The 26429-nt window shown below is 69.7% G+C and carries 22 protein-coding genes; 17 read left to right on the top strand and 5 right to left on the bottom strand.

What is annotated here, in order from left to right; all coding sequences use genetic code 11:
- Positions 1 to 7 precede the first annotated feature (7 nt).
- Positions 8 to 922, top strand: coding sequence for a carbonic anhydrase (locus EV671_RS06560; protein WP_132570535.1), 915 nt, complete (start codon positions 8 to 10; stop codon positions 920 to 922).
- Here the strand turns inward: EV671_RS06560 and EV671_RS06555 are convergent.
- From EV671_RS06555 to EV671_RS06545, 3 genes are all read right to left on the bottom strand, one after another.
- Positions 885 to 3239: an ATP-binding protein gene (locus EV671_RS06555; protein WP_132570491.1), complete on the bottom strand. Its 2355-nt coding sequence runs from the start codon at positions 3237 to 3239 to the stop codon at positions 885 to 887. The genes EV671_RS06560 and EV671_RS06555 overlap by 38 nt on opposite strands.
- 103 nt (positions 3240 to 3342) lie before the next feature.
- Positions 3343 to 3933 carry a chalcone isomerase family protein gene (locus tag EV671_RS06550; protein WP_132570490.1) on the bottom strand — a complete coding sequence of 197 codons (591 nt, stop codon included), beginning with the start codon at positions 3931 to 3933 and terminating at the stop codon, positions 3343 to 3345.
- Between the two features lie 35 nt (positions 3934 to 3968).
- Positions 3969 to 5525: a methyl-accepting chemotaxis protein gene (locus tag EV671_RS06545; protein WP_132570489.1), complete on the bottom strand. Its 1557-nt coding sequence runs from the start codon at positions 5523 to 5525 to the stop codon at positions 3969 to 3971.
- A 326-nt stretch (positions 5526 to 5851) separates the two neighbouring features.
- Here EV671_RS06545 and EV671_RS06540 point away from each other — a divergent pair, with 326 nt between their 5' ends.
- The gene (locus tag EV671_RS06540) at positions 5852 to 7291 is read left to right on the top strand and encodes an aminotransferase-like domain-containing protein (protein ID WP_132570488.1); all 1440 of its coding nucleotides are present in this window, start codon (positions 5852 to 5854) and stop codon (positions 7289 to 7291) included.
- Positions 7292 to 7333: 42 nt separating this feature from the next.
- On the opposite strand, the gene EV671_RS06535 is transcribed toward EV671_RS06540, so the two are convergent.
- Both EV671_RS06535 and EV671_RS06530 read right to left on the bottom strand, forming a co-directional pair.
- Complete coding sequence (locus EV671_RS06535) at positions 7334 to 7756, bottom strand: helix-turn-helix domain-containing protein (RefSeq protein ID WP_132570487.1); 423 nt, start codon at positions 7754 to 7756, stop codon at positions 7334 to 7336.
- Positions 7757 to 7952: 196 nt separating this feature from the next.
- Positions 7953 to 8687, bottom strand: coding sequence for a 4Fe-4S dicluster domain-containing protein (locus EV671_RS06530; protein ID WP_132570486.1), 735 nt, complete (start codon positions 8685 to 8687; stop codon positions 7953 to 7955).
- 190 nt (positions 8688 to 8877) lie between these two features.
- On the opposite strand from EV671_RS06530, the gene mraZ reads away from it, so the two are divergent.
- From mraZ to ftsZ, 15 genes are all read left to right on the top strand, one after another.
- The gene (gene mraZ / locus EV671_RS06525; RefSeq protein ID WP_243655613.1) at positions 8878 to 9309 is read left to right on the top strand and encodes a division/cell wall cluster transcriptional repressor MraZ; all 432 of its coding nucleotides are present in this window, start codon (positions 8878 to 8880) and stop codon (positions 9307 to 9309) included.
- Positions 9309 to 10262, top strand: coding sequence for a 16S rRNA (cytosine(1402)-N(4))-methyltransferase RsmH (gene rsmH / locus EV671_RS06520; protein ID WP_132570484.1), 954 nt, complete (start codon positions 9309 to 9311; stop codon positions 10260 to 10262). The genes mraZ and rsmH overlap by 1 nt, the downstream gene beginning before the upstream one ends.
- A gap of 5 nt (positions 10263 to 10267) precedes the next feature.
- Entirely contained in the window at positions 10268 to 10531 is a 264-nt protein-coding gene (gene ftsL, locus EV671_RS06515) for a cell division protein FtsL (RefSeq protein WP_243655603.1), read from the top strand.
- Positions 10528 to 12321 carry a peptidoglycan D,D-transpeptidase FtsI family protein gene (locus tag EV671_RS06510; RefSeq protein WP_132570482.1) on the top strand — a complete coding sequence of 598 codons (1794 nt, stop codon included), beginning with the start codon at positions 10528 to 10530 and terminating at the stop codon, positions 12319 to 12321. Before ftsL ends, EV671_RS06510 begins: the two co-directional genes overlap by 4 nt.
- Positions 12321 to 13817: a UDP-N-acetylmuramoyl-L-alanyl-D-glutamate--2,6-diaminopimelate ligase gene (locus EV671_RS06505; RefSeq protein ID WP_132570481.1), complete on the top strand. Its 1497-nt coding sequence runs from the start codon at positions 12321 to 12323 to the stop codon at positions 13815 to 13817. Before EV671_RS06510 ends, EV671_RS06505 begins: the two co-directional genes overlap by 1 nt.
- Positions 13818 to 13825: 8 nt before the next feature.
- A complete protein-coding gene (locus EV671_RS06500) occupies positions 13826 to 15205 on the top strand; it encodes a UDP-N-acetylmuramoyl-tripeptide--D-alanyl-D-alanine ligase (protein ID WP_132570480.1) in 1380 nt (459 codons plus the stop codon).
- Entirely contained in the window at positions 15195 to 16373 is a 1179-nt protein-coding gene (gene mraY / locus EV671_RS06495; RefSeq protein ID WP_132570479.1) for a phospho-N-acetylmuramoyl-pentapeptide-transferase, read from the top strand. Before EV671_RS06500 ends, mraY begins: the two co-directional genes overlap by 11 nt.
- Before the next feature lie 4 nt (positions 16374 to 16377).
- Complete coding sequence (murD, locus tag EV671_RS06490; RefSeq protein ID WP_132570478.1) at positions 16378 to 18060, top strand: UDP-N-acetylmuramoyl-L-alanine--D-glutamate ligase; 1683 nt, start codon at positions 16378 to 16380, stop codon at positions 18058 to 18060.
- Entirely contained in the window at positions 18057 to 19313 is a 1257-nt protein-coding gene (gene ftsW / locus EV671_RS06485; protein ID WP_415840385.1) for a putative lipid II flippase FtsW, read from the top strand. The genes murD and ftsW overlap by 4 nt, the downstream gene beginning before the upstream one ends.
- Positions 19314 to 19461: 148 nt before the next feature.
- A complete protein-coding gene (gene murG / locus EV671_RS06480) occupies positions 19462 to 20538 on the top strand; it encodes an undecaprenyldiphospho-muramoylpentapeptide beta-N-acetylglucosaminyltransferase (protein ID WP_132570477.1) in 1077 nt (358 codons plus the stop codon).
- Complete coding sequence (gene murC / locus EV671_RS06475) at positions 20535 to 21926, top strand: UDP-N-acetylmuramate--L-alanine ligase (protein WP_132570476.1); 1392 nt, start codon at positions 20535 to 20537, stop codon at positions 21924 to 21926. The genes murG and murC overlap by 4 nt, the downstream gene beginning before the upstream one ends.
- Complete coding sequence (locus tag EV671_RS06470) at positions 21923 to 22897, top strand: D-alanine--D-alanine ligase (protein ID WP_132570475.1); 975 nt, start codon at positions 21923 to 21925, stop codon at positions 22895 to 22897. The genes murC and EV671_RS06470 overlap by 4 nt, the downstream gene beginning before the upstream one ends.
- Before the next feature lie 112 nt (positions 22898 to 23009).
- Positions 23010 to 23819, top strand: coding sequence for a cell division protein FtsQ/DivIB (locus EV671_RS06465; protein WP_132570474.1), 810 nt, complete (start codon positions 23010 to 23012; stop codon positions 23817 to 23819).
- Between the two features lie 8 nt (positions 23820 to 23827).
- On the top strand, positions 23828 to 25057 hold the full coding sequence (ftsA, locus tag EV671_RS06460; protein ID WP_132570473.1) for a cell division protein FtsA: 1230 nt from the start codon (positions 23828 to 23830) through the stop codon (positions 25055 to 25057).
- Positions 25058 to 25138: 81 nt separating this feature from the next.
- Positions 25139 to 26380: a cell division protein FtsZ gene (ftsZ, locus tag EV671_RS06455; RefSeq protein ID WP_132570472.1), complete on the top strand. Its 1242-nt coding sequence runs from the start codon at positions 25139 to 25141 to the stop codon at positions 26378 to 26380.
- The last annotated feature ends 49 nt before the right edge of the window (positions 26381 to 26429 follow it).

Below are 26429 nucleotides of genomic sequence, written 5' to 3'. Positions count from 1 at the left end.
GAAGAAGATGCAATCTCTGCCGTCCGCGCTCCTGGCTGCGCTGCTGCTGGCCGCGGCGGCTGCACCGGCCCAGGAACCCAAGGAACCGGTGGAGGTGCTGCGCCAGCGCCTGGCCGAGCGCCTGTCCACCAAGGTCGAGGGCAGCGCCATGGCCGCCGCCAAGTCGGCGCCCAGGGCCGCGAAGCCGGCCAGGGGCGAGGGCCCGCACGCGGCCCATGCGCCCCATTGGGGCTATGCGGGAGACGTCGGCCCCGATCACTGGGCCGAGCTGGCGCCGGAGAACCGGCTCTGCGCGGTCGGCACGCGCCAGAGCCCCATCGACATCCGCGACGGCCTGGCCGTCGACCTGGAGCCCATCGCCTTCGACTACCGCGCCAGTGGCTTCTCGGTACTGGACAACGGCCACACCGTGCAGGTCAATGTCGCGCCGGGCAATGGCCTGACCGTCATGGGCCGGCGCTTCGAGCTGGTGCAATTCCACTTCCACCGGCCGGGCGAGGAGCGCATCAACGGCCATCAGTTCGACATGGTGGTCCACCTCGTGCACCGGGACGAGCAGGGGCGTCTGGCCGTGGTGGCCGTGCCGCTGGAGCGCGGTGCTGACGATCGACCTCAACCGGTGGTGCAGGCGGTCTGGGCCAATCTGCCGCTCGAAAAGGGCGAGGCGCTGGCGGCCCAGTCGCAGATCGACCTGAACCAGCTGCTGCCGGCCGACCGCGGCTACTACATCTATATGGGCTCGCTGACGACGCCGCCCTGCAGCGAGGGCGTGCTGTGGATGGTGATGCGCCGGCCGGTGCCGCTGACGGCCCAGCAGATCGGCATATTCGCCCGGCTCTACCCGATGAACGCGAGGCCGCTGCAGGCCGGCTCGGGGCGGATCATCAAGGAGTCGCAGGCGGCGCCCGGCGCGTCCCCTTGAGCGTCGTGCGCTGGCCGGACAGCCAGTCGTAGAGCGTCGTGAACAGCTGCTCGGCGACGACGGGCTTGGCGACATGGTCGTCCATGCCGGCATCCAGGCAGCGCTGGCGTTCCTCGTCGAAGGCATTGGCCGTCATCGCCAGGATGGGCAGCTCGGCGCCCTGCGGCAGGCGGCGGATCGCGCGGGTCGCGTCCAGGCCGTCCATGATGGGCATCTGCACGTCCATCAGCACCAGGGCGTAGTCGCCGCCCTTCACCATGTCGACGGCCTGCTGGCCGTCGGCGGCCACGTCCACGACGAGGCCGGTGCTGCCGATCAGCGCCAGCGCGACCTCCTGGTTGACCGGGTTGTCCTCGGCCAGCAGCAGCTTGCGCGGGTGGGTCGCCGCCAGCGCGACCAGGCGCTCGCGCGCCGTGTGCGAGCGGGTCAGCGTGTTGGCCTCGGGCTCGTGCTCCTCGTTCATGGCCATGGGTTCGACATTGACCTGGAACCAGAAGCGGCTGCCGCGGCCGGGCGTGCTGTCGACGCCGACGACGCCGCCCATCAGCTCGGCCAGGCGGCGGCAGATGGCCAGGCCCAGGCCGGTGCCGCCGTAGCGGCGCGTGGTGGACTTGTCGGCCTGCTCGAAGTCCTGGAACAGCCGCGCCTGGGCGTCGGCGGCGATGCCGATGCCGCTGTCCTCCACCTCGAAGCGCACGCTCAGGCGCTGCGGTGACGGCGAGCCCTCGCTGCGCGCCGACAGGCGCACGAAGCCGCGGTCGGTGAACTTGACTGCATTGCCGGCGAAGTTCAGTAGCAGCTCGGTGATGCGCTGCGGGTCGCCGAGCAGCGGGCGGCCGCGCAGCGCCGGCGCGATGTCGCATTCGACCTTCAGGCCCTTGCTCGCGGCGCCCTGCAGCGTCATGTTGGCGATGTTGTCCAGCACCTCGTCGACGGTGAACTCGACGCGCTCGAGCTGCACCTTGCCGGCCTCGATCTTGGAGAAGTCGAGCACATTGTTGATGACGCTGAGCAGGTGCTCGGCCGCATGGGCCACCTTCTGCAGGCGCTGCTGCTGCACGGGCTCGACGGCGTCGCTCTGAGCCAGATAGGTCAGGCCGATGATGGCGTTCATCGGCGTGCGGATCTCGTGGCTCATATTGGCCAGGAAGGCGCTCTTGGCCAGGCTGGCGGCCTGGGCGGCCTGGGTGGCCTCGGCGAGCTCGGCGGTGCGGGCCTCGACGAGTTCCTCGAGGTGGTGGCGGTAGCGCTCCAGCTCCAGCGCGTCGCGGCGCTGGCGCGAGATGTCGGTCAGGAAGCCGTGCCAGAGCACGCTGCCGTCGGCCTCGCGCTGAGCGATGGCATTGCCGTAGATCCAGCGTTCGCCGCCGTCGGCCAGCGGCGTGCGGAACTCCTGCTGCCAGGGGCTGAGGGTGCGCGCGGAGGCCAGCAGGCTCTCGCGCACGGCGGCGCGGTCGTCGGGGTGGATGCGCTCGAACCAGGGCGCGGCGCCGCGGCCGAGCTCGGCGCTGCCGAGCATGAAGTATTCGCGCACGGCCTCGCTGACATAGGCGAAGCTGAATTCGCCGTTGACCGCCAGGCGCAGCTGGTAGACGACGCCGGGCACGGTCTCGGCCATGCCGCGCAGCCGCTCGATCAGGCTGCGCTGGGCGTCGAACTGCTGCTGCAGCGCGTCGCGCATGTGCTCCAGGTGGCCGCCGAGCAGGCCGATCTCGTCCTGGCGCTTGTGCTCGAGCTTGGCGTTGAAGCGGCCCTGGGCGAGGTCGTTGGCGAAACCGCCCAGCTCGCGCAGCGGGCGGAACAGGCGCGAGTTCAGCAGCCACAGCACCAGGGCCAGCGACACGAGCAGCTGGCCGCCCACGGTGGCGCCGTAGAGCCAGCGCTGGCGCAGCAGCGCGGTGGTGCTGAGGTGGTCGTCGATCTCGATCTGGATGTGGCCGATGCGCGTCGAGCCGCGCAGGATGTCGCGCTCGCCGGTCAGCGTCTGGCCCAGGCGCCGCTCGGGCAGGTGGCTTTCGATGAAGGGCAGGCCCTGCGACGCGTCGCTGACGCTGACGCGCACCACCTCGGGCGACTTGACGATGGCCGACACCACCTCGCGCGCGGCGACCGCGTCGAGGTTCCAAAGCAGCTCGGGCAGGCTGCTGGCCAGCACGTCGAGCTTGGCGTCGAGGTCGCGCTGCAGGTTCTGCTCGGCGACCTTGGATTCGCGCAGGCCGATGAAGAGGCCGCCGACGATCAGGGCCGGCACGAGCAGGCCGATGCTGGCGCCGAGGGCCAGGGCGGCGAAGAGCGAGGAGGAGGGCTTGCTGCTCAAGATCGGGTCATGCTGCCACAAGGGCAGTCAGGGCGGGCCGGTGAAAAGCAAATCGCGCCACGTCGCGGCGGCGGCGTGGCGCGCTTGCTGGTGCATGGGGGTGTCAGCCCTTGCTTCCCAGGAGTTCGGGCTTGAGCGTGGAGTCGACCGGCTTGTCGCCCAGCCAGATCTTCAGCACCGCGTTGTAGAAGCCGACGTCCTTCAGCGGCTCGCCGATCTGCTTGCCGTTGAGCGCCATCACCGTGCCGGTGTCGGGCACCCAGTCCACCGTGATGACGTCGCCCTTCCTGGCCGTGGGGATGCTGACGAAGGCCTCGCCGAACTGCGCGAGTTGGTTGACGAACTTGGAGCGCTCGGCCTTGTCGGTATTGGCAGTGATGCCGGCCATGAAGGCCTGGCCGAGCTCGTCGCCGGTCACTTCGCGAAGCAGGCCGAGGGTGAAGCGGCGCGGGCCGGCGCTGTCCAGCACGCCGGCCGTCGTCGTCTTCTTCTCGGTCAGATAGAGCGCCATCGCATAGACCTTGACGACGATGCGCACGCGCACGCCGGCGCCGTTGAGCTTGAGTTCCTTGCCGGCCACCTTGGCGGTGTCGTCGAACTTCAGGCCGCCGACCTCGACGGCCTGGGCCGCCGCGGCGAGGCTCAGGGCCAGGCCCAGGCCTGAGATCCAGCGGATGGCGGTGTTCGTCTTCATGTTGTCTCCTGGTCTTGATCTTGGGGGGGAGGGGATCAGCGCGCCGCTTCGAGCTTGAAGAGGCTGACGACTTCTTCGAGGCCATGGGCCTGGGCACGCAGGGAGTCGGCGGCGGCGGCGGCCTGCTCCACCAGCGCGGCGTTCTGCTGCGTGCTCTTGTCCATGTCGTGGATGGTATGCGTGACGCGCTCGATGCCGGAGCTCTGCTCGGCGCTGGCGTGGGTGATCTCGCCCATGATGTCCGTCATCCGTTGCACGCTCGCCACCACACCCTGCATGGTGTTGCCGGCCTGGGCCACGAGCTGGCTGCCCTGGGCGACCTTTTCCACCGAGTCGCCGATCAGGCGCTTGATCTCCTTGGCCGCGTCGGCGCTGCGGCCGGCCAGCGAGCGCACCTCGCCGGCCACCACCGCGAAGCCGCGGCCCTGCTCGCCGGCACGGGCGGCCTCCACGGCCGCGTTCAGCGCCAGGATATTGGTCTGGAAGGCGATGCCGTCGATGACGCTGATGATGTCGACGATCTTCTTGGACGAGGCGTCGATGCTGCCCATCGTCGTCACGACCTTGGCCACGACCGCGCCGCCCTCCACGGCCACCGTCGAGGCCGCCTGCGCGAGCTGGTTGGCCTGCTGGGCGTTCTGGGCGTTCTGCTGCACGGCGTCGGTCAGCGTCTTCATCGCCGAAAGTGTCTGCTCCAGCGACGCAGCCTGGGCCTCGGTGCGCACCGACAGGTCCAGGTTGCCGCTGGCGATCTCGCTGGAGGCCGAGGAGATGGACTCCGTGCCCTCGCGCACCCGGCCGACGATGCCCTTCAGGCTCTCGTTCATGTCCGACAGGGCCTGCAGCAGCTCGCCGGTCTCGTCGCGGCTGCTCACCTCGATCTCGCTGGTCAGGTTGCCCGAGGCCACCTGGCGGGCCACGTTCACCGCGCCGCGCAGCGGGTTGACGATGCCGCGCGTCGTCAGCACGCCGATGGCCACGCTGGCGACGCAGGCCGCCAGGGCCAGCGCCATCAGCAGCAGGCCGGTCTTGCGCGCCACGCCGTTGGACTTCAGGCCGGCGGCCTCCATCTCGGCGTTGCGGGTCTCGACCAGCTTGTCCAGCGTGGCCTGGTACTTCACCTGGGCGGCGCGCACCGAGAACTGGAACTTCAGCGGCGCGCCCTCCGTGTCGCCGGCGGCCACCATCTTCACGAAGGAGGCCTGGGCCGGCATGAACCTGGCCCGCGCCTCCTTGACGGCCTTGAGCTGCTCCTGGCTGGCCTCGTCGGTCAGCAGCGGTTCCAGCTCGGCCATGGTCTTCTCGTGCGCGGCCAGCTGGCTGGCCACGGTGTCCAGCTCCTTCTTGATCTGCTCCTCGCCCGTCATGATCAGCGTCGTCATCATCGAGCGCGACGCGTCGCCGAGTTCGGCCTTGGCGAGGTTGGCCAGGGCCACGGCCTTGTAGTCGCTGCTGAGCAGCTGGCTGATCTCGCTGTTCAGCGTCTGGATGCCAAAGTAGCCCTGGGCCGCCATGGCCACCAGGCAGGCGATCGCGACAGTGAAGCCTGCGGCGAGACGTTGTCCGATGCGCAGGTGGGACAAGAACTTCATGGGGCGGCCTTGGTTTGAGGGAGCGAGCCGCCCGCTTGATGGAGTTCTGGATGCAGGCGGAGGCGGATGAAACTGGCCGAAATTTCAGCAGAAATCGCCGCCCCGAATGCGATCTGAGCGACAGGGAGACGCCCCTGCCGTGACTTGTGCGGCAAAACCGGTTCGGACTTGGCCGCGGGCTGGGGCGGGCTCGGGTTAGCCCCGCAGAACGTTTCGCCAGGGCGCTGATATCCGACCTTGGCGGGCACCGCAGGCCTGGCGCGCGGCCGGTCGGCATCTGCGCCTGATCCGTAGAATGAATATTTCAGCCAACTTCAGCGCATCAGATGCCCGGTCCCGTCAGCAGGCGCTACGAAAAGCTGGCTGATGAAATGGATCAGGCCATCGGCGAGGGATTGCTGCGGCCCGGCGAGCGCCTGCCGTCGGTGCGGGTGACCTGCCAGCATCACGGCATCAGCCCGTCGACCGTGTTCCAGGCCTACGGGCTGCTGGAGGCGCGCGGCCTCATCGAGGCGAGACCGCGCTCGGGCTACTACGTCCTGGCCCGGAAGAAGCCCGCGCGGGCGCTGCCGCTGCAGGCGCCGATCCGCGCCGAGGCCACCGAAGTTGCGGTCAGTGCCCTGGCATTCGATCTGCTGGAGTCCACCCGGGATGCGGCCGTCGTCCCGCTGGGGTCTGCGTTTCCAGCGCCGCACCTGTTTCCGTTCGAGGCGTTGGCGCGTAGCGGTGCGCGCGCCATGAGGCGGCTCAAGCCGGCCCAGATCACCGGCGCGCTGACCGTCGGCGACGCCGGGCTTCGTCAGACTCTGCGCAAGCGCTATGCGCTGCAGGGCGTTCCCCTGGCCGAGGATGAGTTGGTCATCACCAACGGCGCGATGGAGGCATTGAATCTATGCCTGCAGGCCGTCACCCAGCCCGGCGATGTGGTGGTCGTGGAGAGCCCGACGTTCTACGCAGCGCTGCAGGCCCTGGAGCGGCTCAAGCTGAAAGCCGTCGAAGTGCCGACCGACCCGCAGCACGGCGTGGACCTGGACGCGCTGGGCGAACTGCTGGGCCGGCAGCGGGTGGCGGCGTGCTGGTTCATGCCCACGCTCCAGAATCCGCTGGGTGCCTTGATGCCGAGAGCCCGCAAACAGGCCTTGGTGGAGCTGCTGGCGCGTCACGGCGTGCCGTTGATCGAGGACGACGTCTACGGGGAGCTGTACGTCGACGTGCGTCGACCGCCGTCCGCCAAGGCCTTTGACCAGGCCGGCGGGGTGTTGCATTGCTCTTCCTTCAGCAAATGCCTGGCACCGGGCTATCGCGTCGGGTGGGCTGCGGCGGGGCGCTTCTCGCCGGCGGTTCGGCGGCTCAAGATGATGAGCTCGCTGGCGACGGCCCTGCCGCCCCAGCTGGCGATCGCGGATTACCTCGGGCAGGGCGGCTACGAGCGCCATCTGCGCCAACTGCGCACCGCGTTGGCCGCCGAACAGCAACGGGCGCGTCGGCTGATCGAACGCCACTTTCCGGCGGGAACGCGTGTCACCCGTCCTGCAGGTGGCTACTTCGTCTGGCTTGAACTGCCTGCCGGCGTGGAGGCGCTCGCGCTGCATCATCAGGCGATGAGCCTGGGCATCAGCACCGCGCCCGGCGTGCTCTTCTCGGCGGACCGGCGATTCGTCCACCATATGCGGCTCAACCTGGGCCACCCGGGCGACGCCCGGATAGACGACGCACTTCGCCGGCTCGGCGGGCTGGCCAGCGAGCTGGCCTCGGCTGCGGCCTGAGCCCTTGCGCTCATTCCGAGTTCGCCAGCGCCACGGCCCGCCTCAGGCGGGCAGCATCCACCCCTGCGCTTCGTGGTCCCCGGGGGTGCACAGGCCTTCCCGGCACAGCGGGCTGATCTGGCGGCTGGCGGTCTCCTCTGCCAATCCCAGCATGGCGCCCATGTCTTCGCGCCGTGGCAGCCAGACCGAATGCTGGCCGGCGCGCGCGGCACTCAGCGCGACGAGCCACAGCAGCAACTGCAGGATGCGCTGCCGTGCGCTGCCTCGTAGCAGCTCCGCCGACCAGGCCTGCGAGTCGCTCAGGCTTTGGTGCCAGTGCCGCAGCAGGCGGCGGTAGCGCTCGGGCTGCTGTAGCAAGTTGTCTTCGACGTCCCGGCAGCGAAGCCGGGAGACCTGCGCCGACGTGCAGCTGACGAGGTCATAACCATGGGCCTGGCCGAGCCAGGACTCCACGCCCAGCAGCATGCCCCGCCCGGCCAGGCTGACGATGCGGCCTCGCCGCCGGCCGTGACCCGCTCCAGGCGCAGGATGCCCCGGCGCACCAGCAGCAATTCGTGCCGCGGTGTTTCGCCCTGGAACCAGACGGTGGTGTCGGGGACCGGCGTCAGATCCGGGAGGCGGGCGTTGAGCGGGCCCGTCCGCTCGCGCACAGGTGGCCGATTCATCCTGGCAGGAAGGTGGACGCCGTCCGCGCCTGCACCGGGCCTGTCGTTTCCATGGAGTCCACCACGAAGTGCAGGGGGATGGGCCTGCCACCGGGGTGACGGCCGGCCTCCTCGGCGCTCATCCGTACCGTCGTCACCAGCGTGGACGCGCCTGCGGCATCGACGGTGAAGGGCTCGGCGTGCTGCACCTGAACCGGGGTTGCGGCCGGGCCTTCGCCCGTGAAGGCCGTCAGGCGCAGCGTGCGTGGCCGCAGGCTCGCATTCATCACCTGCAGGCGGTAGACGTTCTCCACGGCGCCGAAATCCAACTGGCGTACCAGGACGCTGCGGTCCCGCATCGCGTTCAGCCTCAACACCGGGCGTTCCAGCCATCCCCAGACCATGGCCGTGGCAAGGGCCAGCAACGCGCTCCCGTAAACCAGCACCCGCGGGCGCATCAGCGCATGCTGCAAGTCCGCGCGCATCGTGGTGTCGAGCTGCATGGCGCCAAAGCGCACCAGACCCCTGGGCGAGCCCAGCTTCCCCATCACCTGATCGCAGGCGTCGATGCAGAGGCCGCAGCTGATGCACGCGGCCTGCAGGCCATTGCGGATGTCGATGCCGGCCGGGCAGACCTGGACGCACAGCGTGCAGTCGCCTTGCGCCTTGCTGCGCGCATCGACGCCACGGGCGCGCGAGCCGCGCGGCTTGCCGGCGCATGCGGACAAACACGGTGCGTCGCCGCGCCACACTTCAAGCGCCACTTCGCAAGTGACCAGCAAGTCCTTATTTATGAAGGATATTTTCTGGTGCCACTGTCGATTTCAACAGTTTGCGCTAAGTGCTTGATTTCATTGAAAAAACTTGTGCGGATTCTTGACCGGGTGGATTGGTGCGCTTAAAGTGGGGCTAAGTGTCATTTCGTGGTGAAAAGTGTCGGAAATCGTCTTTCAGGGAGCCTCCAACTTGGCGCTGGACGCCAAGGGGCGCCTGAGCGTTCCCACGCGTCATCGTGAGGTGCTGCAATTGCTCTGCCAGGGCCGACTGACGGTCACCAAGCACCCGGACGGCTGCCTGATGCTGTTCCCGCGCCCGACCTGGGAGGTCTTCCGCGACAAGGTCGCCGCGCTGCCGATGTCGGCCGCGGGCTGGAAGCGGGTCTTCCTCGGCAATGCGATGGACGTCGAGATCGACTCGGCGGCGCGCGTGCTGATCTCGCCCGAGCTGCGCAGGAGCGCCGGGCTCAAGAACGACGTGATGCTGCTGGGCATGGGCAGCCACTTCGAGCTCTGGGACGCCGAGACCCATGCCGCCCACGAGGCCGAGGTGATGGCCGGCCCGCTGCCCGACGCGCTCAAGGACTTCAGTTTCTGATGGGCGCCGACGTGAACGAGAGCGCCGAGTTCCGCCACACCACCGTGCTGCTGGACGAGGCGGTGGAAGGCGTGCTCGCGCGCCCGGACGGAACCTATGTGGACGGCACCTTCGGCCGCGGCGGGCATTCGCGCGCGCTGCTGGCGCGACTGGCGCCCGCGGGGCGGCTGATCGGCATCGACCGCGATCCCGAGGCCGTCGCCGCGGCCGCGGCCATCACCGACCCGCGCTTTCGCATCGTGCACGCCGGCTTTGCCGACATGGCCGAGGAACTGGCGGCCATCGGCGTGCGCCAGGTCGACGGCGTGCTGCTGGACCTGGGCGTGTCCAGCCCGCAGATCGACAACCCGGAGCGCGGCTTCAGCTTTCGCTTCGACGGGCCGCTGGACATGCGCATGGACACGACCCGCGGCGAGAGCGCGGCGGACTTCCTCGCGCGTGCCGACGAGCGCGAGATCGCACAGGTGATTCGGGACTATGGCGAAGAACGGTTTGCTGGCCAGATTGCAAAGGCGCTTGTTGCTCGCCGGGAAGCCGGTGCGCCGCTCACGCGCACCGACGAGCTGCGCGAACTCGTGGCTCGCGCGGTCAAGACCCGCGAGCCCGGGCAAGACCCGGCCACGCGCACCTTTCAAGCCCTTCGGATTCATGTCAATCGCGAGCTTGAACAGCTGGAGCAGGGGCTGAGCGCGGCCCTGCGCCTGCTGGCGCCCGGCGGAAGGTTGTCGGTCATCAGCTTCCACTCGCTGGAGGACCGGCGCGTGAAGCAGTTCATCGCCGCCCACAGCAAGGCCGAGTTCGACCGCCGCGCGCCGTTCGCGCCGCCGCCGGCGCTGGCGCTGAAGGCCCTGGGCCGCGTGATGCCCAGCGCGGCGGAGGTCAAGGCCAACCCGCGCGCCCGCTCCGCCGTGCTGCGCATCGCCGAGCGCACCGACGCGCCGCTGAAAAGCTGATCGCGGTGGCCAGGCTCAACCTGCTCCTCATCCTGGCCGTGCTGGCCAGCGGCGTCGTGCTCGTGCACAGCGCCTACGAGTCGCGCCGCCTGTTCGCCGAGCTCGACAAGGCCAGGGCCGAGGGCCAGCGCCTGGCCGCCGACGCCGAGCGCCTGGCCGCCGAGCGCCATGCGCAGGCCACCAACCTGCGCGTGGAGCAGGTGGCGCGCGAGCGCCTGGGCATGCGCGTCATCACGCCGGCCGTCGTCGCCTCGGGAGGCACGCCATGAGCGGCGGCGGCAAGGCCAGGTCCGGCGCGCGCGCCCTCGGCTCGGGCCGCGGCGTCAGCTATTCCACCAGCCCGCTGCTGGCGTCCAAGACGCCGCCGTGGCGCTCGCGCTTCCTGGTCGCCCTCGTCGGCCTGGCCTTCCTCGGCCTGCTGGCCCGCGCCGTCTACGTGCAGGTGCTCAACACCGACTTTTTCCAGAAGCAGGGCGAGGCGCGCTACGCCCACACGCTGGAGCTGCCGGCCAGCCGCGGCCGCATCAACGACCGCAGCGGCCAGACCCTGGCCGCCAGCGTGGCCGTGCCGTCGATCTGGGCCATCCCCAAGGAGGTCGACGCCGACGCCGACAAGCGCCAGGCGCTGGCCCAGGCGCTGGGGCTGTCGAACCAGGAGCTGGAGGCCAAGCTCAACCCCGAGGCGCGCTTTGTCTGGCTCAAGCGCCTGTCCGACGACGACACCGCCGCCAAGGTCAAGGCCCTCGGCCTGAAGGGCGTCTTCCAGGACCGCGAGTACCGCCGCAAATACCCCGAGGGCGAGGCCGCGGCCCATGTCGTCGGCTTCACCAATGTCGAGGACAAGGGCCAGGAGGGCATCGAGCTGGCCTTCCAGAAGGAGCTGCAGGGCCGCGACGGTTCGCGCTCCGTCGTGCGCGACCGCCTGGGCCGCGTGGTGGAAGACATCGGCGACGTCGTGCCCGCCGCCAACGGCCAGGACATCGACCTCTCCGTCGACTCCAAGGTGCAGTTCTTCGCCTACCAGCGCATCCGCGACGCGGTGGCCGAGAACAAGGCCAAGGCCGGCTCCGTCGTCGTGCTGGACGCGCAAAGCGGCGAGGTGCTGGCCCTGGCCAACTTCCCCAGCTACGACCCCGGCAACCGCCAGCACCTTTCCGGCGAGCAGCTGCGCAACCGCGCGCTGACCGACGTCTTCGAGCCCGGCTCGACGATGAAGCCCTTCATCGCCGGCCTCGCGATGGAAACCGGCCGCGTCACTCCCGACACGCTGGTGGACACCGGCCCCGGCAGATATGCCTTCCAGGGCGCCGTCATCACCGACACCCATGCCCACGGCGTGATCCCGGTGCGCGACGTGATCAAGTTCTCCAGCAACATCGGCGCCACCAAGCTCGCGATGCAGATGCAGCCGCGCGAGATGCACGAGATGTTCACGGCCATCGGCCTGGGCCAGCGCCCGCAGATCAGCTTTCCAGGCGCCATCAGCGGCAAGCTGCGGCCCTGGAAGACCTGGCGGCCCATCGAGCAGGCGACGATGAGCTACGGCTACGGCCTGTCGGCCTCGCTGTTCCAGCTGGCGCGCGCCTACACCGTGTTCGCGCGCGACGGCGAGATCATCCCGGTCAGCATGCTGCGCCAGCCTCACGACCATCCGGTGGCCGGCATCCGCGTGTTCTCGCCCAAGGTCACGCAGGAGGTCCGCCTGATGCTGCAGGCCGCGGCCGGCCCCGGCGGTACGGCGCCCGAGGCCCAGGTGCCCGGTTACAGCGTCGGCGGCAAGAGCGGCACGGCCTACAAGCAGGAAGGCCGCGGCTATGCCGCCCACAAATACCGTTCCTGGTTCGTGGGCATCACGCCCATCAGCAAGCCGCGCATCGTCGTCGCTGTCATGGTTGACGAGCCGAGCACCGGGGCTCACTACGGTGGCCAGGTCGCCGGCCCGGTGTTCAGCCAGGTGGCGGCGCAGACGCTGCGCCTGCTGGGCGTGCAGCCCGACCTCGACGTGAAGAGCCAGATCTTCGCGAACAAGGGCGCCGTGGCCACGGAAGAAAGCTTCTGATGTTGACTCGTCTCAAATCCCCCGAAGCCGCCGCTCGCTGGCTTGCCGAGTGGTGCACCGGCACGCTGCGCACCGACAGCCGCCAGGTGCAGCCCGGCGACGCCTTCATCGCCTGGCCCGGCTATGGCCGCGACGGCCGCGAATTCGTGGCCGCGGCGCTGGCCGCCGGCGCGTCCACCTGCCTCGTCGAGGACGGCGACGTCGAGCGCTTCGGCTTCGTGGATGCGCGCGTCGCCTCGCTGCCCGGCCTGAAGGCCCGCACCGGCGAGATCGCCGCCGCCTTCTTCGGCAAGCCGACCGACGCGCTGGACGTCATCGCCGTCACCGGCACCAATGGCAAGACCTCGTCGGCCTGGTGGATCGCACAGGCCTCCAGCCAGCTCGGCCGGCGCTGCGGCATCGTCGGCACGCTCGGGGTCGGGGAGCCGCCGCGCAGCGGCGCGCCGGCGGGCGAGCCGCCCCGGCTGGACTACAACGGCCTGACCACGCCCGACCCGGTGCTGCTGCAGGCCGCCTTCGCCCGCATGCGCGACGGCGGCTTCGCGGCCTGCGCCATCGAGGCGTCGAGCATTGGCATCGTCGAGGGGCGGCTGGCCGGCAGTGCCGTCCGCGTCGCCGTGTTCACCAACTTCACGCAGGACCACCTCGACTACCACGGCAGCATGGACGCCTACTGGGCGGCCAAGCGCGCGCTGTTCGGTTTTCCGGGGCTGCGCGCGGCGGTCGTCAATGTCGACGATCCCAAGGGCACCGACCTCGCGAATGAGCTGACCGCGCTGGACGTCTGGACCACCGGCATCGAGCGTGCCGACGCCCGGCTCACGGCCCGCGGCCTGCGCTACACCGGCGCCGGCCTGGGCTTCACGCTGCACGAGGGCGCCGAGTCGGTGGCCGTGCAGACCGGCCTGATCGGCGACTACAACGCCGCCAACCTGCTCGGCGTGGCCGGCGCCCTGCGCGCCAAGGGCCATGCGCTGGCCGACGTGGCCCTGGCCCTGGCCGCGGTGACGCCGGTGCCGGGCCGCATGCAGCGCGTCGGCAACGGCCGCGAGCTGCCCCAGGTCGTCGTCGACTATGCCCACACGCCGGATGCGCTGGACAAGGCCCTGTCCGCGCTGCAGGGGCTGGCCGCGGCGCGCGGTGGCGCCCTGGTCTGCGTGTTCGGCTGCGGCGGCGACCGCGACCGCGGCAAACGCCCGCTGATGGGGGCCATCGCCGCCCGCCTGGCCGCCCGCGTCGTCATCACGACCGACAACCCCCGCACCGAGGCGCCGGCGCAGATCCTGGCCGACATCGCCGCGGCGGCGCCGGCTGCCCGTGTCATCGAGTCGCGCGAGGAGGCCATCCGCGCCGCCGTCGCCGAAGCAGGCGCGCGCGACATCGTGCTGATCGCCGGCAAGGGCCATGAGGATTACCAGGAGGTCCACGGCGTGCGCCGTCCCTTCTCCGATGTGGCCGAGGCGCGCGCTGCGCTGCTGGAAAGGGCGGGTCTGTGAGCTTCTTCATGACGCTGGCCGAAGCCCAGGGCCTGCTGCCCGGCGCCACGCTGGTCGGCGCTGGCGCAACCGGCTTTGCCCGCGTGCACAGCGACACGCGTTCGCTGCGGCCGGGGGACCTCTTCGTCGCGCTGCGCGGCGAGCGCTTCGATGCCAACGACTTCCTGGCCCAGGCCAGGCAGTCCGGCGCCGTCGCGGCGCTGGCCGAGCGTGGCCTGGTTGAGGCGGGCCTGCCCGGCCTGCTGGTGCCGGATGCCAAGGCTGCGCTGGGCCAGCTCGCCGCCGCCTGGCGCCGCCAGCAGCAGCTGCCCGTCATCGCCGTGACCGGCAGCAATGGCAAGACGACGACGACGCAGATGATCGCCAGCATCCTGCGCGCCTGGGTGGGGGATGACGCGCTGGCCACCGAGGGCAACTACAACAACGATATCGGCGTGCCGCTGACGTTGCTGCGCCTGCGCCATGACGACGAGCTGAGCCACCGCGCCGCCGTCATCGAGCTGGGCATGAACCACCCCGGCGAGATCGCCCCGCTGGCCGCGATGACCCGGCCCACGGTGGCCCTGGTCAACAACGCCCAGCGCGAACACCAGGAGTTCATGGCCACGGTGGAAGCCGTCGCGCGCGAGAACGGCGCCGTCATCGAGGCCCTGGGGGCCACCGGCTGCGCCGTTTTTCCGGCCGAGGACGCCTGCGCACCGATCTGGCTGGAGCTGGCCGGTGCGCGTCCGCATCTGAGCTTCGCGCTGCGCGGCCAGGCTGACGTGACGGGCCAGGCGAGCTGGATGGGCGCCCACTGGGCGCTGGAGATTCACACGCCGGCCGGCACGGTGCCCGTCGCGCTGCACATGGCCGGCGAGCACAACCTGCGCAATGCGCTGGCCGCTGCTGCCTGCGCGCTGGCCGCCGGCGCGCCGCTGAGTTCAATAGGCCGCGGGCTGGAGAGCTTCCGGGCCGTGAAGGGGCGCTCCGAACTCAAGCGCGACGCACGCGGCCGCACGCTGATCGACGACAGCTACAACGCCAACCCCGACAGCGTGCGCGCCGCCATCGACGTGCTGGCCGGCATGCCCGGTGACGGCTGGCTGGTCCTCGGCGACATGGGCGAGGTGGGCAACGAGGGCCCGGCCTTCCACCGCGAGGTGGGCGCCTACGCGGCCGAGCGCGGCGTCGCGCATTTCTGGACCGCCGGTGCGGCCGCCCGCGATGCGGCCGTGGCCTATGGCCCGCGCGCCCGCGCCTTCGACGACACGGCCGCGCTGATCGCGGCCCTCAAGGAACAACCCGGCGTGAGCCAGACCCTGGTCAAGGGCTCGCGCTTCATGAAGATGGAACAAGTGGTCGCTGCCCTGCAAACCGCAAACGCCGGAGACCCGCATGCTGCTTAGCCTCGCCCAGTGGCTGCAGGGCCTCTACCCCGACCTGGGCTTTCTGCGCGTCTTCCAGTACATCACCTTCCGCGCGGTGATGGCCGCGATGACGGCGCTGCTGATCGGCCTGGCCTTCGGGCCCTGGGTCATCCGCCGCCTCACCGAGATGAAGATCGGCCAGCCGGTGCGCGCCTATGGCGTGCAGGCCCACCTGGCCAAGAGCGGCACGCCGACGATGGGCGGCGTGCTCGTGCTGATCGGCATCGGCGTGTCGACGCTCTTGTGGTTCGACTGGAGCAACCGCTTCGTCTGGGTCGTCATGCTGGTCACGATGGGCTTCGGCGCCATCGGCTGGGTCGACGACTGGCGCAAGGTGGTCGACAAGAACCCCGAGGGCATGGCCAGCCGCGAGAAGTTCCTGTGGCAGTCGCTCATCGGCCTGTTCGCGGCCATCTACCTGGCCTTCAGCGTGTCGGAGACGTCCTTTCTGGGCGTCGTGCAGCTCTTCATCCGCTGGGTGTCCAGCGGCTTCTCGACCGAGCTGCCGCCCAAGGCCGACCTGCTGATCCCCTTCTTCAAGACCATCAGCATGCCGCTGGGCGTCTGGGGTTTCGTGGCCCTGGCCTATTTCGTCATCGTCGGCACCAGCAACGCGGTCAACTTCACCGACGGCCTGGACGGCCTGGCCATCATGCCCGTCGTGCTGGTGGGCTCGGCCCTGGGCCTGTTCGCCTACCTGACCGGCTCCTCGGTGTTCTCCAAATACCTGCTGCTGCCCTATATCCCGGGCGCCGGCGAGCTGCTGATCTTCTGCGCCGCGATGGCCGGCGCGGGCCTGGCCTTCCTGTGGTTCAACGCTCACCCGGCCCAGGTCTTCATGGGCGACGTCGGCGCGCTGGCTCTCGGCGGCGGCCTGGGCACGCTGGCCGTCATCACGCGCCAGGAGATCGTGCTCGGCATCATGGGCGGCATCTTCGTCGCCGAAGTGCTGAGCGTGATGCTGCAGGTCAGCTGGTTCAAGTTCACGAAGAAGAAGTTCGGCACCGGCCGGCGCATCTTCAAGATGGCGCCGCTGCACCACCACTTCGAGAAGAGCGGTTGGAACGAGACCCAGGTCGTCATCCGCTTCTGGATCATCACGATGCTGCTGTGCCTGATCGGCCTGGCCAGCTTGAAGCTCAGGTAGGCGCATGAAGCTGGACCTGCCGCAACTGCAAGATCAGCGCGTGCTCGTGCTGGGCCTCGGGGACTCCGGTCTCGCGATGGCCCGCTGGTGCGCGCGCTTCGGTGCGCAGGTCACCGTGTGGGACTCGCGCACGCAGCCGCCGCAGCTAGGCGCACTGGGCACGATAGACGGTGGGGCGGCCTTCATCACCGGCGAGCTGACGGCCGATGGGGTCGCCGGCTTCAACGCGGTGCTGAAGAGCCCGGGCCTGTCGCCGCTGGACGCGCGCCTGAAGGCGGTCTACGAGCATGGCCCCGCCGTGCGCGGCGAGCTGGACCTGTTCGCCGACGCGCTGGCCGCGTTGAAGGCCCAGCACGGCTATGCGCCCGCGGTGCTGGCGATTACCGGCACCAACGGCAAGACGACGACGACCTGCATGACGGGCCTGCTCGCCGAGCGCGCCGGCAAGCGCGTGGCCATTGCCGGCAACATCGGCCCGACGCTGCTGGACACGCTGGGCGAGGCGCTGGCCAGGGAGCCCGATCCGGCGCCGGCCGAGGTCGCTGTCGAGCCTGCCGACGATGCGCCGGCCGACGAGGGCGCCAGCGAGGAAGCCGCGGCCGTGCTGCCCGACGAGGAAGCGCCGCTGCCCATTGCCCCGCGGCCCCCGCGCGGCCCGGTCTTCGAGACCCTGCCCGAGTTCTGGGTGCTGGAGCTCTCCAGCTTCCAGCTTGACGGCGTCACCGGTTTCGAGCCCACGGCCGGCGCCGTGCTCAACCTGACGCAGGACCATCTCGACTGGCATGGCGACATGGCCGCCTACGGCCGCGCCAAGGCGCGCATCTTCGGCCGCGAGTCCGTCATCGTCGCCAACCGCGACGATGCCGAGGTCGAGGGTCTCGTGCCGCAGCCGGTGTTCGTGAAGGGCACGCGCGGCAAGCCCGGCCGGACCGTATCGCGCCATGTCGTGCGTTTCGGCCTGAATGCGCCCAAGGCGCCGGGCGACTTCGGCCTCGTGGACGAGGGCGGCCTGGCCTGGCTGGTGCGGGCCCGCGAGCTGGATCCGACGATCAAGAAGCGCAAGGGTGATGAAGACGAGCCCCTGGTCATCCAGCGCCTGATGCCCGCCGACGCGCTGCGCGTGCGTGGCCGCCACAACGCGGCCAACGCGCTGGCGGCACTGGCGCTTGCGACGGCGGCCGGCTGCGAGCTCGCGCCCATGCTGCACGGCCTGCGCGAATACCGCGGCGAGCCGCATCGTGTGGAGCCGCTCGGCAGCATCGACGGCGTCGAGTTCTACGACGACAGCAAGGGCACCAACGTCGGTGCGACTGTGGCCGCCATCTCCGGCCTGGGCGCCGATCGCGCGCCTGCCAGGCTGGTGCTCATCCTCGGCGGCGACGGCAAGGGCCAGGATTTCTCGCCGTTGGCCGAGGGCGTGGCCCGGCATGCGCGCGCTGTCGCGCTGATCGGCCGCGACGCGGCGCAGATCGAAGCCGCGCTCGCGAACACCGGCGTGCCCATGCAGCGCCACGACACGCTCGAAGCTGCCACCATCTGGTGCCTGGAACAAGCTGCTTCCGGCGACAGCGTGCTGCTGTCGCCCGCCTGCGCGAGCCTGGACATGTTCAAGAACTACGCCCATCGCGCCGAGGTCTTCGTCGCGACGGTGCAGCGGCTCGCCGACGAGCGCGGGGTGGCGCTGTGAACGCGGTGCTGACCGGTTTCACCGCCAGGCTGCAGTCGCTGTGGAAGCGCGACGGCGGTGAAGACGCCGCCGTGCCGGTGCGCGACTGGGTCTCCACGTCGGCCGGCCGGCCGACGCAGCTGCAGGGCTTCGACATCACCCTGGTCTGGGTCGTGCTCGCGCTGATGGCCTTCGGCCTGCTGATGGTCTATTCGGCCTCCATCGCGATGCCGGACAACCCGCGCTTCGCCAAATACCTGCCGACGCATTTCCTGACCCGCCACATGGTGGCCATCGGCTTCGGCCTCGTCGCCGGCCTCGTCACCGTGCAGATCCCCGTGTCGGCCTGGGAGCGCTGGGCACCCTGGGTCTTCGTTGCGGCCCTGGTGCTGCTGGTCGGGGTGCTGATCCCAGGCATCGGCAAGGTCGTCTACGGTGCGCGGCGCTGGATCCCGCTCGGCGTGATGAACTTCCAGCCCTCCGAGCTGGCCAAGTTCGGCATCGCGCTGTACGCGGCCAACTACATGATGCGCAAGATGGACGCGCGGGAGAACTTCTTCCAGGCCGTCACGCCGATGGCGATCTCGCTGGCCTTCGTCGGCCTGCTGCTGCTGGCCGAGCCGGACATGGGCGCCTTCATGGTCATCGCGGCCATCGCGATGGGCATCCTCTTCCTCGGCGGCGTCAACGGCCGCATGTTCTTCCTGATCGTCGCGGTGCTGATGGGCGCGTTCACGCTGATGATCACGCTGAGCGACTTCCGCCGCGAGCGCATCTTTGCCTACCTCAATCCCTGGGACGACAAATACGCCCAGGGCAAGGCCTACCAGCTGACGCACAGCCTGATCGCCTTCGGCCGCGGCGAGTGGTTCGGCCAGGGCCTGGGCGGCAGCGTCGAGAAGCTGCACTACCTGCCCGAGGCCCACACCGACTTCCTGCTCGCCGTCATCGGTGAGGAGCTGGGCTTCGCCGGCGTGGCCGTCGTCATCCTGGCCTTCTTCTGGCTGACCCGGCGCTGCTTCCTGATCGGCCGCCAGGCCATCGCGCTGGACCGCGTGTTCGCCGGCCTCTACGCCCAGGGCATCGGCATCTGGATGGGCGGACAGGCCTTCATCAACATGGGCGTGAACCTCGGCGCGCTGCCGACCAAGGGCCTGACGCTGCCGCTGATGAGCTTCGGTGGCTCGGCCATCCTGATGAACTGCGTGGCGCTGGCCGTGGTGCTGCGCATCGACCTGGAAAACAGGCAACTCATGCGCGGAGGCCGCGCATGAACGGCCTGTTTGCGTGGAGCGCGAACAGGCCCAGCGGGCTGTGCCCGCGTGGCCTGTTTCGGCGCAGGCTCATGTCGCGCAGCGACGTGAAGCGGACGCAGTCCGCGGGCCGCAGCCAGAACAGGCAACTCATGCGCGGAGGCCGCGCATGAGCGACAAGCACCTCGTCGTGATGGCCGCCGGCACGGGCGGCCACGTCATTCCCGGCCTCGCGGTCGCCGAAGAGATGCAGCGCCGCGGCTGGACCGTGTCCTGGATAGGCACGCCGGCCGGCATGGAGAACCGCCTCGTGCCGGCGCGCGGCATCGAGCTCGACGCGCTGCCCTTCGCCGGCCTGCGCGGCAAGGGCCTCGGGCACACGCTGCGCGGCATCGTCGGCTTCTTCAAGTCGCTGGGCGCGGCACGGCGTGTCTACGACAAGCGCCGCGCGACGGCCGTGCTCGGCATGGGCGGCTATGTCTGCGTGCCCGCGGGCCTGTCGGCGGCGCTCAGCGGCCGGCCGCTGATGCTGGTGAACGCCGATGCGGCGATGCTGAAGAGCAATGCCGCGCTGAAGCCTTTTGCGCGCCGGATTGCCTTCGGCTTCGACGGTGCGGCGGCTGCGTCCACGCGCGGCGCCGTCGTCAGCGGCAACCCGGTGCGCGCCGAGATCGAGGCGCTGCCCGCACCGGCCGAGCGCATGGCCGATCGCATCGGTCCGCTGCGCCTGCTGGTGCTGGGCGGCTCGCTCGGCGCGCGTGCGCTGAACCAGGCGCTGCCGCAGGCGCTGGCGCTGTGGCCGGCCGAGCAACGGCCCCAGGTGCTGCACCAGTCCGGCCAGGACCATCTCGGCGCCGTCTGGCAGGCCTACACGGACGCGGGCCTGACCGCCGAGGTGCGGCCCTTCATCGACGACATGGCCGCGGCTCTGGCCTGGGCCGATGTCGTCGTCTGCCGCGCCGGCGCCATCACGGTCAGCGAGCTGTGCGCGGCCGGCTGCGCGGCGGTGCTGGTGCCCCTGGTCGTCAGCACGACCTCGCACCAGCGCGACAACGCCGTCTTCATGGCCCAGCACGGCGCGGCCATCCACCTGCCGCAGACCGAGCTGACGCCGGAGAAGCTGCACGAACTGCTGAGCGGCCTGGATCGCGGCGCACTGCTGGCCATGGGCGAGAAGGCCCGCGCGCTGGCGCGGCCGCGTGCCGCTGCGCGCGTGGCCGACGAGATCGAAGGAATGTTGAAGTGAAGCACGCCGTCCAAAGACTGCACTTTGTCGGCATCGGCGGCGCCGGCATGAGCGGCATCGCCGAGATCCTGCACAACCTCGGCTTCACGGTCAGCGGCTCCGACGCCGTCGAGAGCGCGACGACCGAGCGCCTGCGTGCCTTGGGCCTGCGCGTCGAGATCGGCCACGCGGCGCCCAATATCGGCGACGCCCAGGCCCTGGTCACGAGCACCGCCGTCGCGGCCGACAACCCCGAGGTGCGGGCAGCGCGCGCGCGCCAGGTTCCGGTCGTGCCGCGCGCCGTCATGCTGGCCGAGCTGATGCGGCTGCGCCGCGGCATCGCCATCGCCGGCACGCACGGCAAGACGACGACGACCTCCCTCGTCACGGCCATCCTCGTCGAGGCCGGGCTGGACCCGACCTTCGTCATCGGCGGCAAGCTGAATGCCGCCGGCGCCAACTCGCGCCTGGGCCGGGGCGAGTTCATCGTTGTCGAGGCCGACGAAAGCGATGCCTCCTTCCTGAAGCTCAGTCCGGTGCTGTCCGTCGTCACCAATATCGACGAGGATCACATGGACACCTACGGCCATTCGGTCGAGAAGCTGCACCAGGCCTTCGTCGATTTCCTGCACCGCATGCCCTTCTACGGCGCGGCGGTGGTCTGCGCGGACGACCCCGGCGTGCGCGCCATCCTCGGCCGCATCGAGCGGCCGGTCGTCAGCTACGGGCTGTCCGAGGGCGTCAGCGTGCGCGCAGTGAACGTGCAGGCGCTGGCCGGTGCGCAGATGCGCTTCGGCTGCCAGCGCGAAGGCGCGGCCGACCTGGACGTGCTGCTTAACCTGGCCGGCGAGCACAACGTGCGCAATGCGCTGGCCGCCATCGCGATCGCGATGGAGCTGGACTGCTCGGACGAGGCCATCCTGAAGGGCCTGGCGAACTTCTCCGGCGTGGGGCGCCGCTTCGAGAAGCATGGCGAATGGCCGGCGGCCGACGGCGGCCGCTTCGCGCTGATCGACGACTACGGCCACCACCCGGTCGAGATGGCCGCCGTGCTCGCCGCCGCGCGCGGCGCCTATCCCGGCCGGCGCCTCGTGCTGGCCTTCCAGCCGCATCGCTACACCCGCACACGCGACTGCTTTGCCGATTTCGTGCGGGTCATGAAGGGGGCCGACGTCGTGCTGCTGACCGAGGTCTATTCGGCCGGCGAGGCGCCCATCGAAGGCGCCACCGGCCGCGCGCTGGCCGATGCCGTGGGCACGCAGGACTTCGTCGCGGCGGTGGCCGACATGCCGGCCGCGCTGGCCAGGCTGAGCCGCGATGGCGATGTCGTCATCGGCATGGGCGCCGGCTCGATGAGCGCGCTGCCGCGCCTCGTCGCCCAATATTTCTCGCAAGGAGCATCGGCATGAGCAATGCGCCTATCGATCTGAACGTCGACGCCAAGGCGCTCGGCAAGGTCGCCGTGCTGCTCGGCGGCATCAGCGCCGAACGCCCCGTGTCGCTGATGAGCGGCAGCGGCGTGCTGGACGCGCTGACCTCGCTCGGCGTGGACGCCCACGCTTTCGACCCCGCCGAGCGCCCGCTGCAGGCGCTCAAGGACGAGGGTTTCGAGCGCGCGTTCATCGCGCTGCATGGCCGCGGCGGCGAGGACGGCACGCTGCAGGGCGCCCTCGAATGGCTGGGCATCCCCTACACCGGCTCCGGCGTGACGGCCTCGGGCGTCGCGATGGACAAGACCATGACCAAGCGGGTCTGGGCCGCCGAGGGCCTGACGACACCGCAATACCTGGCCCTGGGCCGCGCCGAGCTGACGCGCGAGCGCATCCGCGCCATCCCCGACGAACTCGGCCTGCCCGTCATCGTGAAGCCGCCGCACGAGGGAAGCAGCATCGGCATCACCAAGGCCGCCGGCTACTCCGACATGCAGGGTGCCGTCGAGCTCGCCCTGGGCTTCGACGACGAACTGCTGTTCGAGCAGTGCATCGAAGGCCCCGAGGTCACCTGCGCCGTGCTGGGCCAGGGCGACACGGCCGTCGCGCTGCCGGTGGTCGAGATCCGCGCGGAGGCGGGCAACTACGACTTCGAGAACAAGTACCACACCGACACGACGCAATATCTGTTCGGCACGCTGCCCGCGGCGCTCGAGGCCGAGATCCAGCAGCTCGTGCTGAAGGCCTACCAGCTGCTCGGCTGCCGCGGCTGGGGCCGCGCCGACCTGATGCTGCGCAAGTCCGACATGAAGCCCTTCCTGCTGGAGATGAACACCAGCCCGGGCATGACTTCGCACTCGCTCGTACCCAAGGCGGCCAAGGCCGTGGGCATAGCCTACCCGCAGCTCTGCCTGTGGCTGCTCTCGCAAGCGAGGTTGGACCGGAAGTGAACTCCGCCGTCGCCACCGTCGCGCAACTGCGGGCCGAGCGCCGGGCCGCTCCCAAGCCGGCCCGCATCCCCTTGGGGGATCGACCGACGTACTCGTCGGGCGAGGGGTGGGCATGACGGCGCTGCCTCCCGACGTCCGCCTGATGAATGCGGTGTCGGCGCTGCTCTTCGCCGCGTTGCTGGCGACGGCGGCCTGGGGCCTGGTGCGCTGGGCGGTGCGCCTGCCGGTGTTCAACATCCGGGCCATCCAGGTCGATGGCGATGTCAGCCGCAACAGCGTCGCGTCGCTGCGCGCCAATGCGCTGCCGCGCCTGAAGGGTTCCTTTCTCAGCATGAACCTGAAGGACGGTCGCGCGGCCTTCGAGGCCGTGCCCTGGGTGCGCCATGCCCAACTGCAGCGCATCTGGCCGATGCGCCTCAGGGTCAATCTGGAAGAGCACCGCGCCGCCGCCTACTGGGAGGCGCGCGCCGACGGCGCCGACTCGGCCACCGAGGCCAGCGCCGAGCGGGTCCTGGTCAACAGCTTCGGCGAGGTCTTCCAGGCCAATCTCGGCGACGTCGAGGACGAAGACCTGCCCGTGCTGGCCGGCCCGGCCAATGCTGCCGGCCCGATGCTGCAGATGTGGCGGGCGCTGCAGCCCGCCGCCGAGAAGCTGGGCGAGACCATTGACAGGCTGGACCTGTCCGGCCGCGGCTCCTGGCGCGCCACCTTCGGCAGCGGCGCCGTCATCGAGCTGGGCCGCGGCAGCTTGCCGGAAGTCGCCGAGCGTTTCGGCCAGTTCGCCCGCTCCATCACCCAGGTCACGGCGCAATACCGCAGCCCGCTGCTGTCGGCCGACCTGCGCCACGCCGACGGCTATGCGGTCAGGCTGCGCGGCGTGACGACCCAGATCCCGGGGAAACCCGTAAATAGAAAACGTTGAGGACGGACATGGCCAAGGAATACAAGGATCTGGTCGTCGGCTTGGATATTGGAACCGCCAAGATCATGGCCGTCGTGGCCGAGGTTTTGCCGGGCGGGGAATTGCGCATCGCCGGCCTCGGCGTGGCGCCGTCGCATGGCTTGAAGCGCGGTGTCGTCGTCAATATCGACGCCACCGTGCAGTCCATCCAGCAGGCCCTGAAAGAGGCCGAAATGATGGCCGACTGCAAAATATCCAGGGTTTACACGGGGATTACCGGTAGCCATATCCGCGGCCAGAACTCCACCGGCATGGTCATCGTGCGCGACAAGGAGGTCACGCCGGTCGACGTGACCCGGGTCGTCGAAACCGCCAAGGCCATCAATATTCCCAACGACCAGCGCCTGCTGCTGGTCGAACCGCAGGAATTCGTCATCGACGGTCACGAGGTGAAAGAACCCATCGGCATGAGCGGCGGCCGGCTGGAGGTCAAGGTCCATATCGTGACCGGCGCCCAGAGCGCTGCCGAAAACATCGTCAAATGCGTGCGCCGCTGCGGTTTGGAAGTCGACCAGCTGGTTTTGAACCCGAGCGCGTCCAGCCATGCCGCGTTGACCGCCGACGAGCGCGACCTGGGGGTTGCGCTGGTGGATATCGGCGCCGGCACGACCGATGTCGCGATATTCACCGGCGGCTCCATCCGCCATACCGCCGTCATTCCCATCGCCGGCGACCTGATCACCAGCGATATCGCGATGGCCCTGCGCACGCCGACCAAGGATGCCGAGGAAATCAAGGTCGAGTATGGCGTCGCCAAGCAACTGCTGGCCGACCCGTCCGACCAGGTGGAAGTGCCGGGCCTGGGCGACCGCAGCCCGCGCATGCTGTCCAAGCAGGCGCTGGCCGGCGTCATCGAGCCGCGCGTCGAGGAAATCTTTTCGCTGGTGCACCAGGTCATTCGCGAGAGCGGATATGAGGAATTGCTGTCCTCCGGCATCGTGCTGACCGGCGGCTCGGCCGTCATGCCCGGCATGGTGGAACTCGCCGAGGACATTTTTCTGAAACCTGTCCGGCGCGGCCTGCCCACGTATTCCGGAGCCCTTTACGACATGGTCGCCAACCCGCGCTCGGCCACCGTCATGGGCCTGCTCGAAGAAGCCCGACTGTCGCGCAGCCGGGGTTTCAAGGCGGCACAGCAGGCCGGCTCGGTGCAAACCCTGCTCGGTCGGGTCAAGGATTGGTTCATGGGGAATTTCTGACCCCCAAGAACCACTAAAAAGACGTTTCAGCAACTAGTCATTCTTTGTGTGCCAAGGCACAATTGCAGTAGGAGGTTTGATATGCCCATCGAGATGATCGAAGAGTTTGACCAAGGCACCCAAATCAAGGTGATCGGGGTCGGTGGCGGCGGCGGCAATGCCGTTGACCACATGATCGCCCAGGGCGTTCAAGGCGTTGAATTCATCTGCGCGAATACCGACGCGCAGGCCCTCAACCGCTCCAAGGCCGACCAGTTGCTGCAACTCGGCTCGACCGGTCTGGGCGCCGGTGCCAAACCCGAAATGGGCAAGGCCGCCGCCGAGGAAGCCGAAAACCGCATCCGCGAATCCATCGCCGGCGCCAATATGCTGTTCATCACCGCCGGCATGGGCGGCGGTACCGGCACGGGCGCGGCGCCGGTAATTGCCCGCGTCGCCAAGGAAATGGGCATCCTGACAGTCGGCGTCGTCACCAAACCCTTCGAATTCGAAGGTGGCCGACGCGCCAAGGCGGCCGATGCCGGCCTGGCCGAACTGGAGGCCAATGTCGACTCGCTGATCGTCGTGCTGAACGACAAACTGCTCGACGTGCTGGGTGACGACGTCACGCAGGATCAGGCCTTCGCGCATGCCAATGACGTGCTGAAGAACGCCGTTGGCGGCATTTCCGACATCATCCACATTCCCGGCCTGGTCAACGTCGACTTCGAGGACGTGAAGACCGTGATGAGCGAACCCGGCAAGGCCATGATGGGCACGGCCCAGGCCACCGGCCCGGATCGCGCCGCCAAGGCCGCCGAGGCGGCCGTGGCCTGCCCGCTGCTGGAAGGCATCGACCTGTCCGGCGCGCGCGGCGTGCTGGTGCTGATCGCCGCGGGGCGCAGCAACTTCAAGCTCAGCGAGTCGCGCAATGCGATGAACGCGATCAAGCGCTATGCCTCCGAAGACGCCCACGTCATCTTCGGCACGGCCTACGACGAGACCCTGGGCGACGCGTTGCGCGTGACCGTCATCGCCACCGGCCTGACCGCCGGCCGCGCCCGCCAGCAGGCGCCGCTGCAGGTCGTGCAGACTCAGGCCGTCGTGCGCAACGGCACCGACGGCATGCCCGTGCTGACCCAGGCCGTGGCCATGACGGCCCCCGCCGCCACGGCCCAGCAGGCCAATGTCGGCCTGGGCCTGGGCGATTTCGCGAACGCCAATGTGCCCAGCGTCTGGCGCCATGGCCGCTCGGGCAGTGCCGCCGCCAAGGTCGAGGCGCTGTCGTCCAACGGCATGGACGAGATCGAGATCCCGGCCTTCCTGCGCAAGCAGGCCGACTGAAGCCGCCTGCAACACAACTGAACCCGGCTGCCTCCGGGTACATCCGCGC

Origin of the sequence: Roseateles saccharophilus, from assembly GCF_004342485.1 — a bacterium.
In the GTDB taxonomy this organism is placed as follows: domain Bacteria; phylum Pseudomonadota; class Gammaproteobacteria; order Burkholderiales; family Burkholderiaceae_C; genus Pelomonas; species Pelomonas saccharophila.
The sequence above is the reverse complement of the archived record's forward strand: the minus strand, read 5'-3'. Positions and strand labels throughout refer to the sequence as shown.

Bases quoted from the DNA above. Each gene is read 5' to 3' on its own strand.
- EV671_RS06545 (WP_132570489.1), bottom strand. From the start codon at position 5,525: ATGAAGTTCTTGTCCCACCTGCGCATCGGACAACGTCTCGCCGCAGGC.
- EV671_RS06535 (WP_132570487.1), bottom strand. From the start codon at position 7,756: ATGCTGCTGGGCGTGGAGTCCTGGCTCGGCCAGGCCCATGGTTATGAC.
- EV671_RS06470 (WP_132570475.1), top strand. From the start codon at position 21,923: ATGAGCAATGCGCCTATCGATCTGAACGTCGACGCCAAGGCGCTCGGC.
- ftsA (WP_132570473.1), top strand. From the start codon at position 23,828: ATGGCCAAGGAATACAAGGATCTGGTCGTCGGCTTGGATATTGGAACC.
- EV671_RS06540 (WP_132570488.1), top strand. From the start codon at position 5,852: ATGCCCGGTCCCGTCAGCAGGCGCTACGAAAAGCTGGCTGATGAAATG.
- EV671_RS06510 (WP_132570482.1), top strand. From the start codon at position 10,528: ATGAGCGGCGGCGGCAAGGCCAGGTCCGGCGCGCGCGCCCTCGGCTCG.
- EV671_RS06505 (WP_132570481.1), top strand. From the start codon at position 12,321: ATGTTGACTCGTCTCAAATCCCCCGAAGCCGCCGCTCGCTGGCTTGCC.
- EV671_RS06550 (WP_132570490.1), bottom strand. From the start codon at position 3,933: ATGAAGACGAACACCGCCATCCGCTGGATCTCAGGCCTGGGCCTGGCC.
- EV671_RS06465 (WP_132570474.1), top strand. From the start codon at position 23,010: ATGACGGCGCTGCCTCCCGACGTCCGCCTGATGAATGCGGTGTCGGCG.
- mraY (WP_132570479.1), top strand. From the start codon at position 15,195: ATGCTGCTTAGCCTCGCCCAGTGGCTGCAGGGCCTCTACCCCGACCTG.
- ftsZ (WP_132570472.1), top strand. From the start codon at position 25,139: ATGCCCATCGAGATGATCGAAGAGTTTGACCAAGGCACCCAAATCAAG.
- murG (WP_132570477.1), top strand. From the start codon at position 19,462: ATGAGCGACAAGCACCTCGTCGTGATGGCCGCCGGCACGGGCGGCCAC.
- murD (WP_132570478.1), top strand. From the start codon at position 16,378: ATGAAGCTGGACCTGCCGCAACTGCAAGATCAGCGCGTGCTCGTGCTG.
- EV671_RS06500 (WP_132570480.1), top strand. From the start codon at position 13,826: ATGACGCTGGCCGAAGCCCAGGGCCTGCTGCCCGGCGCCACGCTGGTC.
- EV671_RS06560 (WP_132570535.1), top strand. From the start codon at position 8: ATGCAATCTCTGCCGTCCGCGCTCCTGGCTGCGCTGCTGCTGGCCGCG.
- rsmH (WP_132570484.1), top strand. From the start codon at position 9,309: ATGGGCGCCGACGTGAACGAGAGCGCCGAGTTCCGCCACACCACCGTG.